Below are 14077 nucleotides of genomic sequence, written 5' to 3'. Positions count from 1 at the left end.
ACCCGTCGGTCGACGGCCCGCGTTCGAGGGAGATGGTGACCATGAAGCTGCTGCGAGTCGGTACGGCGGGGTCGGAGCGGCCCGCGCTGCTCGACGCCGAGGGGACCCTGCGGGATCTGTCGGGCGTCGTCACGGACATCGACGGGGCGCTGCTCGCCGACGACGCGGCGCTCGGCCGGATCCGGTCCGCCGCGGCGGCCGGTGAGCTGCCCGCGCTGGACGCGGCCGGACTGCGCGTCGGACCGCCGCTGGCCCGGATCGGCAAGGTCGTGTGCATCGGGCTGAACTACCACGACCACGCCCGGGAGACCGGGGCCGAGCCGCCCGCCGAGCCGGTGATCTTCTTCAAGGCGGCGGACACCGTGGTCGGGCCGAACGACACGGTGCTCGTGCCGCGCGGGTCGGAGAAGACCGACTGGGAGGTCGAGCTGGCGGTCGTCATCGGCCGCACCGCCCGCTACCTGGAGTCCGACGCGGAGGCGCTCGGGCATGTCGCCGGGTACGCGGTGGCGCACGACGTCTCCGAGCGCGAGTTCCAGATCGAGCGCGGCGGCACCTGGGACAAGGGCAAGAACTGCGAGACGTTCAACCCGCTGGGTCCGTGGCTGGTGACCGCGGACGAGGTCCCGGACCCGCAGGCGCTGTCGCTGAAGCTCTGGGTGAACGGTGAGCTCAAGCAGGACGGTACGACGGCCGAGCAGATCTTCCCGGTCGCCGAGGTCGTCCGGTACGTCAGCCAGTTCATGACGCTCTACCCAGGCGATGTCATCAACACCGGGACACCGGCCGGGGTGGCCCTCGGCCGGCCCGAGCCGAAGCCGTATCTGCGGGCGGGGGATGTCGTGGAGCTGGAGATCGCGGGGCTGGGGCGGCAGCGGCAGGACCTCAAGAACGCGTAGGCGCTCCGCTTGGTTCGCGGTTGGGGTCCGCCTGGGCTGGGGTGGGTCTTTTGCCGCGGGTGCGTTGTGGCTGGGCGCGGTTCCTCACGCCTCCTGCGAGGCCGGTGTCCGTTGCCGGCTGCGGGCCCGCTGTGGCTGGTCGCGCAGGACCCCGCGCCCCTGACGGGGCTCTGGTGTCCGTTGTTTGCTGCGGGTGCGTTGTGGCTGGGCGCGCGGTTCCTCGTGCCCCTGACGGGGCTCCGGTGTCCGTGGTTCGCCGCGGGTTTGTTGTGGTTGGGCGCGCGGTTCAGGCGGCCCTGACGGGGCTCTGGTGTCCGTTGTTTGCTGCGGGTGCGTCGTAGTTGCTCGCGCGGTTCCCCGCGCCCCTTTCAGGACGCGGGGAACCGGCTTGCTAGGCGGAGAGGAACTTCTCCAGGGCCTCGATCACCATCTTGTGGTCCTCGACCTGGGGCAGGCCCGACACCACTACCGTGCCGATGACGCCCGCGCCCGTCACGGCGATCGGGAACGCGCCCCCGTGGGCCGCGTACGCGTCGGGGTCCAGGCGCGAGGACTCCTCGAAGGTCGTGCCCTTGGCGCGGAAGCGCGAGCCGACCAGCAGCGAGGAGCAGCCGTACCGCTCGACGACGCGGCGCTTGCGGTCTATCCAGGCGTCGTTGTCCGGGGTGGAACCCGGCAGCGCCGCGTGGAAGAGCTGCTGGCCACCGCGGCGGATGTCGACGGCGACCGGCGCGCCCCGCTCGCGGGCGAGCTCGACGAGGAGTGTCCCGAGGGCCCAGGCGTCGTCGTGGGTGAAGCGGGGGAGCGTCAGACGGCGCTCCTGCTCCTCCAGCTCGGTGATCAGCTCGGCGATCTCCGGTGCGACGGGCGTGTTCACAGCGACACCACGATTCCCTCGTGGGCGGAGCGGCGGGCCGCCTCCAGGACGTCGAGGGCGGCGGCGGCCTCGTGGGCGCTGACCGGGTTGGGGCCGCCGTCACGGATGGCTGCGGCGACGGCCGCGTAGTACGCGGGGTACGCGCCCGGGACCGTCGGCTCGGGGCGGCCGCCGCCGGTCAGCGGGGACTCGCCGGAGCCGACGCGGCCCCACAGGGCCTCCGGCTCGATGCCCCACTCGGCGGTGACGCCGGGCCGCTTGCCGTCGCGCAGGTCGGCCTCCTGCGGGTCGAGGCCGTACTTGACGTAACCCGCCTGCGAGCCGAGGACGCGGAAGCGCGGGCCGAGCTGGGCGGTCGTCGCGGAGGCGAAGAGGTGGGAGCGGACCCCGCTCTCGTGCGTGATAGCGATGAACGTGTCGTCGTCCGTCAGCGCGCCCGGACGACGGATGTCCGACTCGGCGTACACCGAGGCCGCGGGGCCGAAGAGGACGAGCGCCTGGTCGACGAGGTGGCTGCCGAGGTCGTAGAGGAGACCCCCGATCTCCGCCGGGTCGCCGGACTCGCGCCAGCCGCCCTTCGGCTGCGGGCGCCAGCGCTCGAAACGGGACTCGAAGCGCCAGACGTCACCCAGCTCGCCCTCGGCGAACAGCTTGCGCAGGGTCAGGAAGTCGTTGTCCCAGCGGCGGTTCTGGAAGACGGAGAGCAGCAGGCCGCGCTCGTCGGCCAGGGCGGCCAGCTCGCGGGCGTCCGCCGCCGTACCGGCGAGGGGCTTGTCCACGACCACGGGGAGGCCCGCCTTCAGGGCGGCCGTCGCGATCGGGACGTGGGTCTTGTTCGGGGACGCGATGACGATCAGGTCGAGCTCGTCGGCGCGTGCCAGCAGTTCGTCGGGCGTGGCGGCGAACCGGAGTCCGTCGCCGAACTCGGCGCGGGCCTGCGCCTGACGCTCCGGATGGGTGGTGACGACCGTGTCGAGGGCGAGCCCCTCGGTCGTGGCGATCAGCGGGGCGTGGAAAACGGAACCCGCGAGGCCGTAGCCGACGAGACCCACGCGAAGGGGCGTACCAGTACCAGTCATGCCTGTCATGGGTCCTACTTTCGCAACGCTGTTGCCAAAGTGCAAGCGCGGGGGACAATGGGTGATGTGAACAGGACCAATGTGGGTGGGGGCGGGGTGCCGGGGATGCCTGGGAATCCAGGTGTACCCGGGACCTCCGGTGTTTTCGCGGATCAGGGTGGACCCGGGTCTTCCGGCGTTTTCACGAACCAGGGTGTGGCCGGGAACTATGGCGCCTTCGGGATTCAGGGTGTGTCCGGGAGCCCCGGAACCGGCGCGGGTGCCGGGGTGTCCGGGGTGAACCTGCCGGCCCTGCGCAGTCACAACGCCGCTCTGGTGCTCGATCTGCTGCGCACGGCGGGGGCCGCCGGCATCAGCCGCCTGGAACTCGCCGAGCGGACCGGGCTGACCCCGCAGGCCGTCAGCAAGATCACCGCGCGGCTGCGGGCGGACGGTCTCGCGACGGAGGCGGGGCGCCGCGCGTCCACGGGCGGCAAACCCCGTACGGTCCTGCGGCTCGTGCCCGAGGCGGGGCACGCGGTCGGGCTGCACCTCGACCGGGACGAGCTGACCGCGGTGCTCTGCGATCTCACCGGGGCCGTGGTGGCCGAGCGACGCGCGCCGCTGGACCTGGGGGCCGGGGCCGAAGCGGTGGTCGAGGGGGCGGCCGGTGAGGTGTCGGCCCTGCTCGCCGGGGTGTCACCGCTCGGCGTGGGGGTCGCACTGCCGGGGCCCCTCGATCACACCCTGGGGGTACTGCACCGGGTCACGGGTTTCCCCGAGTGGGACGGGTTCGCGCTGCGGGACGCGCTGGCCGGGCGGCTCGGGCTGCCGGTGGTCGTGGACAAGGACACCAACGCGGCGGCGCTCGGGGTCGCGGTGGGGACCGGCGCCCCGTCCGGCTCGGACTCCGGCTCGGGCTTCGGCTCGGGCTTCGGCTTGGACTCCGGCTCCGGCTTCGGCTTCGCGGGCGGCGGATCCTTCGCGTATCTGCATCTCGGTACGGGACTGGGAGCCGGGCTCGTGATCGGCGGGGTCGTGCACCGCGGGGCCCGCACCGGGGCCGGGGAGTTCGGGCACCAGGTCATCCAGCTGGACGGGCCGCTGTGCGAGTGCGGGAACCGGGGGTGCATCGAGGTGCTCTGCCTGGACGCGGTGGGCCGGGGGACCCTGGCCGAGGCGGCCCGGGTGCTCGGGGCCGGGGCGGCGAATCTGGTGGGGCTGCTCGACATCGACCTCGTGCTGCTGGGCGGACGTACGGTCGCCGCTCACGAGGAGGAGTTTGTACGCGGTGTCGGGGCCGTCCTGGAGGAACGGGCCCGGCGCGAAGGGGGCGGCGCTCCGGTGCCGGTCCGGGTGGCCCCCGGCGGAGCGCGAGGGGTGGCCGAGGGCGCGGCCCAACTGCTCCTGGCCCCGCTGTTCGGGCGGGGGGAGGGCTGAACGAAGGGAACGCCCGCCGGGCGAGGGAACGCCCGCCGGGCGAGGGAACGCCCGCCGGGTGAGGGGCGCGCCCGCGGGGTGGGAGGCGCGCCCGCTGGCCTATGGCGTACCGGCCGGAGTGCGGCGTGCGGGCCGGACCATGGCGTACGGGTCGGACTGTGGTGTGCGGGCCAGGTGAGGGGATTTGGGGGGCCGAACGGGGGTGACTGCACGGGTGGCGGTCCGTCGGTGGGGGTGACGCGTGGCAGGGTCGCGAGGCCATTGCCCGGCACCGACTGACGCTTTCGATCCTCCCGATCCCCGCCCCCTCCCGATCGGCCAAAGGTTCCTCATGCGACTGCGTACGTCCCATCCGCTCGCCCCGACCGCCCTCGCCCCGACCGCTCTCGCCCTGTGCGTGACGCTCACGCCGACCCCGGCGCACGCGCTGGCCCCCCGCCCCGCCTGTGTCTCGTCCGACACCCATGACTTCCCGATCAAGACCCGCATCCACGGTGGCCCCGACGCCTACCAGGCCGGCGGTGACTCCGGGACCTGGTACATCGACCTCACCAACACCACGACGCACCCCTGCGGGGCGATCCACCCGGTCGTCGTCCTCGTGGACGAGAAGCGGACGCTGCGGCCGGGGCAGGCGCGGCTGGAGTTCTACGAGGGAAAGCGGGCCCACGCGGTGAAGTTCGAGCGGAGCGACGAGGCCGAGAACGTGGGGCCGTTCGACGACGGCTTCCCCGGCTTCACCGTGGCCCCCGGCCGCACCCTCACCGTGAAGGTGCGGCTGTCCCTGACCTCCGGCGTGACCGCCCCGAACGCCGTCGTCGCGAACGCGGCCGTCGTGCAGAAGCACGGAGACGACGGCGACTGGGTGGGGGAGTCGAACGCCTACCGGTTCCGCGTCGAGGGCGACGCCAAGGGCAAGTCCGCGGACACGGGCAAGGAGGCGGGCCGGGGCGAGGACCAGGGCGGCACCGTGGACACCGGTACCGACGCCAGTCCCGGTGCCAGTGCCGACCCGGGTGTCAGTGCTCGTGCCAGCGCCGGTACGGGCACGGCGAGCGGGACGACCAGTGGCGGGACGACGGTCGGCGGCACCGCCGGGACCGGTATGACGGCGCCGTCCGCGGACCAGCTGGCCAGCACCGGATCCGGCAGGCCGAACCGGGTGGGGCTGGCCGCGCTCGCCCTCGCGCTGGTCGCCGCCGGAGCCGGACTGCTCGCCCTGTCGCGGCGGGTGCGCCCGCGCCGGCGCTGACACCTGGAAGCCGGGGCGGGAACGCCGTCTGCGACGATCGATTCCGTGGACTATCCGAACGACCAGGCCCCCGGCGCCCCTGTCCGCTCCGGTATTCCGGAGCACGGCCGCATCCCGAAGTACTACGCGGTCAAGGCGCACATCGCCCGGCTCGTCGAGGAGCTGGGCGAAGGAGGGCTCCTGCCCACCGAGCGCGATCTGTCCGAGAAGTACGAGGTCGCCCGCGAGACGGTGCGCCAGGCGCTCCGTGAGCTGCTGCTCGAAGGGAAGCTGCGGCGGCAGGGGCGCGGCACGGTGGTCGCCGGTCCCAAGCTGGAGCAGCCGCTCTCGCTGGCGAGCTACACCGAGGGCGTACGGCGGCAGGGGCGCACGCCCGGTCGTACGCTCATCTCCCTCGACCGGTTCCCCTGTCCTCAGTCGCTCGCCACCGAGGCGGGGCTCCAACGCGGTGAGCCCGTCTGGCACATGGAGCGGGTGCTGCGCGCGGACGACGAACGGGTCGGCCTGGAGAGCACCTGACCGTCGAACCCGGCGAGGTGATGGCCCTGCTCGGGCCGTCCGGGTCGGGGAAGACCACCGCGCTGCGGGCCGTCGCCGGATTCGTGCGGCCCGCCGCCGGACGGGTGTTCATCGGCGACCGCGACGTTACGGAGTATCGGTCAAGCCGGTCTGACCGGACCGGGACCGCATGATCCCGGCCAGGCCGGTATCGCGCCGTCCTGACTAGGCTGGGGGCGTCGGCACAGCGTCGTTCCGGCGCCCCCGGATCGAGTGCGTACGTACGCCAGGACGGCAGGAGACCCAGCACATGTCAGAGCGCAAGCCGATCGAGTCGTGGCTCACCGACATGGACGGTGTCCTCATCCACGAGGGTGTGCCGATCCCCGGCGCCGACGCCTTCATCAAGAAGCTGCGGGAGTCCGGCAAGCCGTTCCTGGTCCTGACGAACAACTCCATCTACACGGCGCGCGACCTGCACGCCCGGCTCAAGCGCATGGGCCTGGACGTGCCGGTCGAGAACATCTGGACCTCCGCCCTCGCCACCGCCAAGTTCCTGGACGACCAGCGGCCCGGCGGCACGGCGTACGTCATCGGCGAGGCGGGTCTGACCACCGCGCTGCACGACATCGGCTACGTCCTGACCGACCATGAACCGGACTACGTGGTCCTCGGGGAGACCCGTACCTATTCCTTCGAGGCCATGACCAAGGCGGTCCGGCTGATCAAGGGCGGCGCCCGGTTCATCGCCACCAACCCGGACGAGACCGGTCCCTCCACCGAGGGCCCGCTGCCGGCCACCGGCGCGGTCGCCGCGCTGATCACCAAGGCCACCGGCAAGCAGCCGTACTTCGCGGGCAAGCCGAACCCGCTGATGATGCGGACCGGCCTGAACGCCATCGGCGCGCACTCCGAGACCAGCGCGATGATCGGCGACCGCATGGACACCGACGTCCTGGCCGGTCTGGAGGCGGGGATGCAGACCTTCCTCGTCCTGACCGGCCTGACCACGCCGGAGGAGATCCAGCAGTACCCGTACCGCCCGTCGAAGATCGTCGACTCGATCGCGGATCTCGTCGACCGCGTCTGAATCCCCGGGGCGCGTCGACCGCGTCCGCCCCCCCCGGGCATCCCGGACAGCTCCCGGCGGATCCGAAACCCTCGGTGGCGTGGACAGACCCGTACGGAGCAGCGGCGGCCCCCTGGAGATGCGGGCCGTCGCCCCGAGGGGGAGCCTCCAGGTATCTGGAGGTTTCACGATGCGCTCAATGCGACTCACTCTCTGCGCCGGGGCGGTGGTTGCTGCCGCGTTCACGCCCGCCGCGTACGCGGCCGACGCGGCACCGGCCGGTGTCTCCGTCACCCCCGCGTCCCCCGCCCCCGGCAGCGACATCCAGTTGCGGGCCATGGGCTGCGCGGGCCGGACGGGCACCGCGGCCTCGGACGCGTTCGTCTCGGACGCGCGGCTGACCGGCGGGGGCGGCGGCGGACTGGTCGGCGAGACCCGCGTCCGTACGTCACTCCGACCGGGCAGCTACGACATCCGGGTCGACTGCGACGGCCACCGCGACCGGGTCAGCGGCACGGTCACCGTGCCGGCACCGGACTCCTCACCGAGCGCCTCCGCGCCCGCCTCGCCGATCGCGCCCGTGCACGCGGGCGGCGGCGGAACCGCCCGCCTCGCCTCGGTGGACGCCCACGCGGCCGGCCCCGGCACCAGGCAGGCCGTGGTCGGCCTGGTCCTCGCGAGCGTCGCCGCGGTCGTCGTGGCGATCCGCAGCGCGCGCCGGGGCCACGACGGCCGCGACTGACATGGCCGAACGGGAGCGTTCCCCGGGCGCCGGCCGTCTGCTGACCGGCGTGGCCTGGCTGGTGCTGCTGCTCGGGCTGTGGCTGTGGGGCCGCGAGGTGACGGATCTGCGGCTGGGGACATCGGCGCCGACCACGGGGGACATCGCGGCCGTCGGACGGCCGCCGGAGGTACGGCTGCCACCCGCGCTCAAGCCTCTCGGGAGCGCCCGGCCGCAGCGCGTCGACATCCCCTCGATGGGCGTGCAGGCCCCTGTCGTGGCCCGCGGGCTCGACGGTCGGGGCGCGATCGATCCGCCGCCGTTCGACCAGTCGGGTGTCGTCGCCTGGTACGCGGCCGGGGTACGGCCGGGGGCCGCCGGGACCGCGCTGATGGTCGGCCACGTCGACACCCGGACCCGCCCCGCCGTCTTCTACAAACTCAGCTCCGTCAAGCCCGGCGACACCGTCCGGGTCATGCGCGACGACGGGACGGTCGCCGAGTTCACCGTGGACGACGTCCAGGTGCTGCCGCGCGACCATTTCGATGCCCAACAGGCTTACGGCGTAAGGAAGTCGGGGCGGGCCGAGCTGCGACTGATCACCTGCGGCGGAACCTTCGACCGGACGAGCGACAGCTACACGGCGAACGTGGTCGTCTCGGCGTATCTCACGGGGACCGGGCTCTGAGACAGGGCGCGGGTGCCGGTGCTCCGCCGCGGTGACGGTGTGTGGGTGCCGGTACCGGGTACCGGGCCCGGTCGACGACCCGCTCCCCCGGAGCCGCCGACCGGGCTGGTCCTCGACCGCGCGCGCACGGGTTGCGGGAGTAACCCGGCGCCGGCGCGGGAGGCTTGGGGCCCGCTCGCCGGGGTGAGCCGGTCGGGCCGGGCAACTGGCCTGGTAACGGGGCCACTTGAGGCCACCTTAGAACAGGTGAGCGGCGCGGCTCATAGACCCTTTGACGCCAACTCCACGACGGACACCGCAGACCCGTCCCGGCGTGTGTATGCGCGATGCCGGGGCTGTAACAGCTCTTCGACAGGGTTCGCGCGGTCTCGTGGGCGGTGCGGTGGGTATGTCACGATTGAGACTTGGGACGGTGCACCCGAGGGGGAGTCGGATGGACGGCAACAAGGGTGCCGGGGCACGGGCGTCCATGGCGGTGCTGGGGGCGGCACTGCTGCTCGCGGGGTGTTCCTCCGGGGGCGACGGCGGCAAGGACGAGGGTTCCGGAGCCAAGGTCGCACAACAGCCGAAGAACGCGGACCCGTTCTGGGTGAATCCGCACGGCAACGCGGCCGAGCAGGTCGCCGCCTACGTCAAGGCGGGCAAGGGCCCGGAAGCCGAGCAGATCCGCAAGATAGCCGAGCGGCCCACCGGTGAGTGGATCGGCCCGGAGAACCCGGAACAGGAGGCGCGCGGCTTCACCGAGGCCGCCGAGAAGTCCGACAGGGCCGCGATCCTGGTCCTCTACAACATCCCGCACCGCGACTGCGGACAGTTCTCGCAGGGCGGCGCCGCCGACGGCAACGCCTACCGGACCTGGATCGACGGGGTGGCGAGGGGCATCGAGGACCGCCCCGCCACGGTGATCCTGGAGCCGGACGCCATCCTGCACCTGGTCAACCAGTGCACACCCCAGCAGTACCAGGAGGAGCGCTACGACCTCCTCAAGGGCGCCATCGGCAGGCTCAAGTCCCTGAAGAACACCAAGGTGTACCTGGACGCGGGCAACGCCGGCTGGGGTCACCCCGACCAGATCTTCCAGCCGTTGCAGTCGGCGGGCGTCGGCCAGGCCGACGGTTTCTCCGTCAACGTCTCCAATTTCTACTCGACCGAGGACTCGATCGCCTACGGCAAGCGGCTGGCCGCGAAAGTCGGCGGCAAGCACTTCGTCATCGACACCAGCCGCAACGGCAACGGCCCGTACACGGGCGGAAAGGCCGAAGAGAACTGGTGCAACCCGCCGGGCCGCGCGCTCGGCGAGAGCCCGACGACCAGGACCGCCGACCCGCTCGTCGACGCGTATCTGTGGGTCAAGCGGCCGGGCGAGTCGGACGGCACGTGCAAGGGCGGCCCGAAGGCGGGCGATTGGTGGGCGGACTACGCCCTGAAGCTCGCGAAGGCCTCCAAGTAGCGGAAGCCCGTACGCGACCCGAACAGCGGCAGCCGGATGCGGCCCGAGCGGCGGCAGCCGGTACGCGGCTGGGGGCGCCCTCCGCTTCTCGCGGAGGGCGCCCCCAGCCCCGTACAGACGTTTTCGCCTACAACTTCCCCGAAATCAGGGCACCTTGACCCACTGGGCCTTGCTCGGGGTGCCCTGGTCGTCCGTCACGAACAGCATGTACCAGCCGGACTCGACGAGATTCCGGTTCTTCGGCACCGTCACCGAGATCCCGGTCTTCGTCTTCGTGAAGTCCAGGGCGATGGACCGCTGGTCGACATCGGTGACATGGGTGGACGCGCTCGGCCGGATCAACCGGGCCGTCCTGATGGACGAGGCGTGCGCCGAGGTGAAGGACGCCGAGGCGCCGCGGGCGATCGTCCTCGGTCCGCCGGACAGTGACGGCCGCGCGTCCCGGAACAGGTACGGCGGTGTGTAGATCTCGATGCGCTGCTCGAACGTGGCCGGCTTGGTGTCGGCCTTGTCCGCGTAGAGCGAGTTGGAGCCGAAGAACATCACGCGCCCGTCGGGCAGCAGGATCGAGCCCGAGTGGTAGTTGCGGCCCACCAGCGGGTCGGCCACCCGGTCGAAGGTGTTCGCCTTCGGGTCGTAGATCCGCGCCTGGAGAATGTTCGAGTCGCCGCGCCCGCGGTAGTCCTCGGAGCCGCCCGAGACCAGGACGGTGTCGTCGGGCAGGATCGAGGACTGCGGATAGCGGGTGCCCTTCTCCAGCTCGGGCCCGTCCACGAACCTCGGCTTCCTGTCCAAGAAGTCGATGAGCCGGGTCCTCCTGCTCGACAGCTTGGACTCCCCGACCCCGCCACCGCCGATCACCAGGTACTTCTCGTTCTGCGCCGGCGGCAGCAGCACGGTGCCGGACGTCTCCATCATGTTCGGGTCGCTCAGGCCGTCGAGCTTGGTGAACCTGTTGCTCGCCAGGTCCCAGACACCGGGGTCGCGGCCCACGTCGTCGGGGCCGTAGCCGGCGTTCGAGCCCGAGTAGAAGAGCTTGCCGTTCTGCATCAGCGAGATCGCCGGGTAGGTCGGGAACTGCCGGATGCCCTTCGTGTACGTCCACTTCCTGGTCTTCGGGTCGAAGACCTCGTTCTTGCCCGGGACGAGCTGGCCGATCTCGTCCAGGCCGGAGACGCTGAGCACCTTGCCGTCGCTGAGGGTGGTCAGCGTCGGGTACCAGCGGGCCTCGTTCATCGGGTCGACCTTGATGTACTTCTCGGCGACCGGATCGAACTCGTAGGCGTCCCGGATGCCCTGGAAGTCCTTCTTGTCCAGGGCGAGCTTCTGGGCGATCCCGTAGGTGTTGCGGGCGTCGGCGCCGGTCAGTCCCTGTATCCGGTAGTTGTCCTGGGTGCCCGTCTCGTACTTCTGGCCGCTTCGGTGCGCCTCGACATAGATGCGGCCGAGGCCCGGATCGTTGCGCAGGAACGCGCCGGTCGACTTGTCGAAGACCTTCTTGGCACGCGGGACGAGCACCGGGTCCTTCGACACGAACGTCTTGCCGTTCCCCTTGCCGGTGAACCGGGTGCCCGCGGGCAGCGTGATGGGCTGGTCCGGGTTCTCGTTGTGGACGACCATCAGCCCGCCGGCCTTGGTGACATCGCCCTTCAGCGTCTCGTACCGCTTGGTGCCGCCCGCGATCAGCAGGTTGCCGTTGGCGAGCTGGGTGTGTCCCGTGCAGAACAGGTCCGCGGGCGTCGGGATCTTCTTGATCGTGCCCTTGACCGGGTCCCAGATCCGGGTGTCGAACTTCTTCGCGTCGAAGTTGTCCTGGTTGTTGCCCGAGCCCGCGATCAGCAGGATCTTGCCGGTGTGCAGCAGCGCCGCGTGGATCGTGTTGAGCCGGTACTCCGCCGGGAAATCGATGATGTCCCAGTGGCCGTTGTCGGCTTTGTACTCCGGCTTGTTGATCGTGTACTGGTGGTACTTGTCCGTTCCGAAGCGGTACAGCCACGGCCCGTTCATCCCGGCCAGCACGAGCACCACCGCCCCGGTTATGCCGAGGCGGCGGACCCGGCGGCGACGGCCACCGTCCTCCTTCATTTGTTGTGTCCCCCAAGGGCGATCCGCGCGGTCTGGTCGCTCTCGCCGTTCGCGGCGGCCCAGCTGGGCCTGTGCTGCGGCGCGTGCGGGGCGTGCTGCTCCTGCCGCGGCGCCACGGCCTGCTGCGGAACGCGGACGTCCTCGGGCGCCCGGGGCGGCCGCTTCCGCTCCTGGCGCAGGGTCCAGCGCCAGGCGAGGATCGGCGAGGCGGTGATCAGCAGGGCGAAGGCCCCCCAGGTGATCATCGCGGGGTGGGAGTGCCCGAGAACGAAGCCGGCGATGATCGAGCCCGCGAAGACCAGGATGAAGAACAGATGGATCCGGAAGGTCCCGAAGAGCGTGTCGGGGCTGGCCGAATCGCCCTTGGGCGTGACCACGAACGTGCTCTTGCGGCGCAGCACGGTGTCCAACAGCGACCGTGCGTAGATCGGGGCGGACAGCGCCGACATCACCATGCCGGCGACACCGCCGGAGCCCTCCGGCTCGTGCGGCGAGACGTTGTGGCGGCGGTTCCAGATGTACAGGCCGATCTGGAGCGCCGAGGCGTTGCCGTACAGCATCAGCCAGACCGTCGGGTCGATGTTCACGCCGGATGCCCCGAGCCCGAGGAAGAGGGCGCAACTCAGGGCCGCCAGGATCCAGTTGAGCGCCGACATCGGGTAGAAGACGATCATCATCGTGTAGTTGAAGAGCCTGCCCGGAGGCATCGTGAAGAAGCCCTTCCAGTACTGCTTGAGGATCGTCTCGTAGGTGCCCCGTGACCAGCGCAGCTGCTGGGTGAAGAAGTCCGTCCAGGCGCCCGGTCCCTCACCGACGGCCAGGACGTCCGGGGTGTACACGGACTTCCACTTCCTGCCGGTCTCCGGGTTCCTGGCGCGGTGCATCTCGAAGCCGGTCGCCATGTCCTCGGTGATCGAGTCGTACAGGCCGCCGATCTGCTTCAGCGCCTTGATGCGTACGGCGTTGGAGGTGCCCACGAACATCGGCGAGCCGTAGAAGTTGCCGGCCCGCTGGATGAGGGCGTGGAACAGGAACTGCTGCGACTCGGCGGCCTTGGTGATGGGGTTGTCGTAATTGCCGTACACCTGCGGGCCGATGACGAAACCGACATCCGGGTCGCGGAAGAAGCCGAGCATCCGCTCCAGGTAGTTGGGCAGCGGTACGTGGTCGGTGTCGACCGAGGCGAAGTAGTCGTAGTCGTCGCCGTGGGCCTGCAGCCAGGCGTTGTAGTTGCCGTGCTTGGTCCTGGCGCGGTGCGGGCCCTTGGCCCGGTTCCACTCGGCGACGCCCTTGCGGGTGAAGTGGTGCACGCCCAGGCGCGCGCAGACCTCCTTCACCTCCGGGTCGTCGCCCTCGTCGAGGAGCCAGATGTGCAGCAGTCCCCGGTGGCGCAGTTCGACGGCGGCCTCCAGGGTCTTCGTCACCATGGCGAGGGGTTCCTTGCCGGGTACGAAGGAGGTCAGGAAGGCGACTCTCGTGCCGGATTCGGGCACCACCGGGACCGGGTCGCGGGCGACCAGGGTGGCGTGCGCGTTGGACAGCACGTTCATGCACCGGAAGAACTCGATCAGACCGATCGACACCAGCATCACGGTGTCCAGTACCGGCAGGAAGTCGTGGGTGGGATAGTCGCGTTCGGTCCAGTGCACGGGCTGGAGCAGCCAGCCGAGCAGGATCAGTGAGAGAAGCGGAGCCGCACCCAGCATGAGGGCGGCCCGTACGCGGTGCGGCTCCTGCGACAGCAGGGAGCGGTACCGCACCTTGTACGGCTTGCCGGGATCGGGCTGGGTGAGCGGACCGGCGAGCCGGCTGTAGTGCTCGTAGTCGTACCTCGGCAGCGTCTTCCTGATCTTGCGGAGGCTGTTGGCCCGGTGGTTCGGTATCCGGAGCTGGGCCGTCTCCGTACTGTCGAATTCCTTCCGGGCGCCCGTAGGCGTCGACGTCATGAGTCATCCCCCCGCACGCACGCTCGGGTGCGTGTTCGTCGGTTCTCGTCCGCCCGCTCGGGTCCCCCTGGGCCGTCACGGACGCGTTCGCTGG

11 protein-coding genes and 2 pseudogenes are annotated in these 14077 nt (G+C 71.1%); 9 read left to right on the top strand and 4 right to left on the bottom strand.

The genetic code is table 11. The features are described from left to right. Positions 1 to 41 precede the first annotated feature (41 nt). Positions 42 to 899, top strand: a complete 858-nt coding sequence (locus ACFYR3_RS25390; RefSeq protein WP_389284788.1) for a fumarylacetoacetate hydrolase family protein — start codon at positions 42 to 44, stop codon at positions 897 to 899. Positions 900 to 1290: 391 nt separating this feature from the next. On the opposite strand, the gene ACFYR3_RS25385 is transcribed toward ACFYR3_RS25390, so the two are convergent. Further along, positions 1291 to 1776, bottom strand: coding sequence for a heme-degrading domain-containing protein (locus ACFYR3_RS25385; protein ID WP_355851015.1), 486 nt, complete (start codon positions 1774 to 1776; stop codon positions 1291 to 1293). Next, complete coding sequence (locus ACFYR3_RS25380) at positions 1773 to 2864, bottom strand: Gfo/Idh/MocA family oxidoreductase (RefSeq protein WP_355851012.1); 1092 nt, start codon at positions 2862 to 2864, stop codon at positions 1773 to 1775. The genes ACFYR3_RS25385 and ACFYR3_RS25380 overlap by 4 nt, the downstream gene beginning before the upstream one ends. A 186-nt stretch (positions 2865 to 3050) precedes the next feature. Between ACFYR3_RS25380 and ACFYR3_RS25375 the strand changes: the two genes are divergently transcribed. The 8 genes and pseudogenes from ACFYR3_RS25375 (at position 3051) to ACFYR3_RS25340 (ending at position 9952) form a co-directional block, all read left to right on the top strand. Next, entirely contained in the window at positions 3051 to 4274 is a 1224-nt protein-coding gene (locus tag ACFYR3_RS25375; protein WP_389284787.1) for an ROK family protein, read from the top strand. Between the two features lie 331 nt (positions 4275 to 4605). After that, a complete protein-coding gene (locus ACFYR3_RS25370; protein ID WP_355851009.1) occupies positions 4606 to 5526 on the top strand; it encodes a hypothetical protein in 921 nt (306 codons plus the stop codon). 45 nt (positions 5527 to 5571) lie between these two features. Then, positions 5572 to 6042 (top strand): annotated as a pseudogene (locus ACFYR3_RS25365) (GntR family transcriptional regulator); the annotation flags it as partial. Beyond that, positions 5985 to 6176: pseudogene (locus ACFYR3_RS25360) on the top strand (ATP-binding cassette domain-containing protein); the annotation flags it as partial. The pseudogenes ACFYR3_RS25365 and ACFYR3_RS25360, both read left to right, overlap by 58 nt. 158 nt (positions 6177 to 6334) lie before the next feature. Then, positions 6335 to 7114, top strand: a complete 780-nt coding sequence (locus tag ACFYR3_RS25355; protein ID WP_355850998.1) for an HAD-IIA family hydrolase — start codon at positions 6335 to 6337, stop codon at positions 7112 to 7114. 169 nt (positions 7115 to 7283) lie between these two features. Then, positions 7284 to 7835, top strand: coding sequence for a hypothetical protein (locus tag ACFYR3_RS25350; protein ID WP_355850995.1), 552 nt, complete (start codon positions 7284 to 7286; stop codon positions 7833 to 7835). Between the two features lies 1 nt (position 7836). Beyond that, positions 7837 to 8502 (top strand): class F sortase, encoded by a 666-nt coding sequence (locus ACFYR3_RS25345; protein ID WP_355850992.1) that lies wholly within the window; start codon positions 7837 to 7839, stop codon positions 8500 to 8502. Positions 8503 to 8935: 433 nt separating this feature from the next. Next, positions 8936 to 9952, top strand: coding sequence for a glycoside hydrolase family 6 protein (locus tag ACFYR3_RS25340; RefSeq protein WP_389284786.1), 1017 nt, complete (start codon positions 8936 to 8938; stop codon positions 9950 to 9952). Positions 9953 to 10096: 144 nt separating this feature from the next. Here the strand turns inward: ACFYR3_RS25340 and ACFYR3_RS25335 are convergent, their stop codons facing one another. Together ACFYR3_RS25335 and ACFYR3_RS25330 are read right to left on the bottom strand one after the other, a co-directional pair. Then, positions 10097 to 12037: a galactose oxidase-like domain-containing protein gene (locus ACFYR3_RS25335; RefSeq protein ID WP_389284785.1), complete on the bottom strand. Its 1941-nt coding sequence runs from the start codon at positions 12035 to 12037 to the stop codon at positions 10097 to 10099. After that, the gene (locus ACFYR3_RS25330; RefSeq protein ID WP_355850984.1) at positions 12034 to 13983 is read right to left on the bottom strand and encodes a glycosyltransferase family 2 protein; all 1950 of its coding nucleotides are present in this window, start codon (positions 13981 to 13983) and stop codon (positions 12034 to 12036) included. Before ACFYR3_RS25330 ends, ACFYR3_RS25335 begins: the two co-directional genes overlap by 4 nt. Positions 13984 to 14077 lie beyond the last annotated feature (94 nt).

The sequence above is a fragment of the Streptomyces sp. NPDC005784 genome (assembly GCF_042871525.1).
Classification (GTDB): Bacteria; Actinomycetota; Actinomycetes; order Streptomycetales; family Streptomycetaceae; genus Streptomyces.
The sequence above is the reverse complement of the archived record's forward strand: the minus strand, read 5'-3'. Positions and strand labels throughout refer to the sequence as shown.

Excerpts from the sequence above, each read along its gene's own strand:
- ACFYR3_RS25390 (WP_389284788.1), top strand. The coding sequence starts at position 42 with ATGAAGCTGCTGCGAGTCGGTACGGCGGGGTCGGAGCGGCCCGCGCTG.
- ACFYR3_RS25380 (WP_355851012.1), bottom strand. The coding sequence starts at position 2,864 with ATGACAGGCATGACTGGTACTGGTACGCCCCTTCGCGTGGGTCTCGTC.
- ACFYR3_RS25370 (WP_355851009.1), top strand. The coding sequence starts at position 4,606 with ATGCGACTGCGTACGTCCCATCCGCTCGCCCCGACCGCCCTCGCCCCG.
- ACFYR3_RS25355 (WP_355850998.1), top strand. The coding sequence starts at position 6,335 with ATGTCAGAGCGCAAGCCGATCGAGTCGTGGCTCACCGACATGGACGGT.
- ACFYR3_RS25350 (WP_355850995.1), top strand. The coding sequence starts at position 7,284 with ATGCGCTCAATGCGACTCACTCTCTGCGCCGGGGCGGTGGTTGCTGCC.
- ACFYR3_RS25345 (WP_355850992.1), top strand. The coding sequence starts at position 7,837 with ATGGCCGAACGGGAGCGTTCCCCGGGCGCCGGCCGTCTGCTGACCGGC.
- ACFYR3_RS25340 (WP_389284786.1), top strand. The coding sequence starts at position 8,936 with ATGGACGGCAACAAGGGTGCCGGGGCACGGGCGTCCATGGCGGTGCTG.
- ACFYR3_RS25335 (WP_389284785.1), bottom strand. The coding sequence starts at position 12,037 with ATGAAGGAGGACGGTGGCCGTCGCCGCCGGGTCCGCCGCCTCGGCATA.
- ACFYR3_RS25330 (WP_355850984.1), bottom strand. The coding sequence starts at position 13,983 with ATGACGTCGACGCCTACGGGCGCCCGGAAGGAATTCGACAGTACGGAG.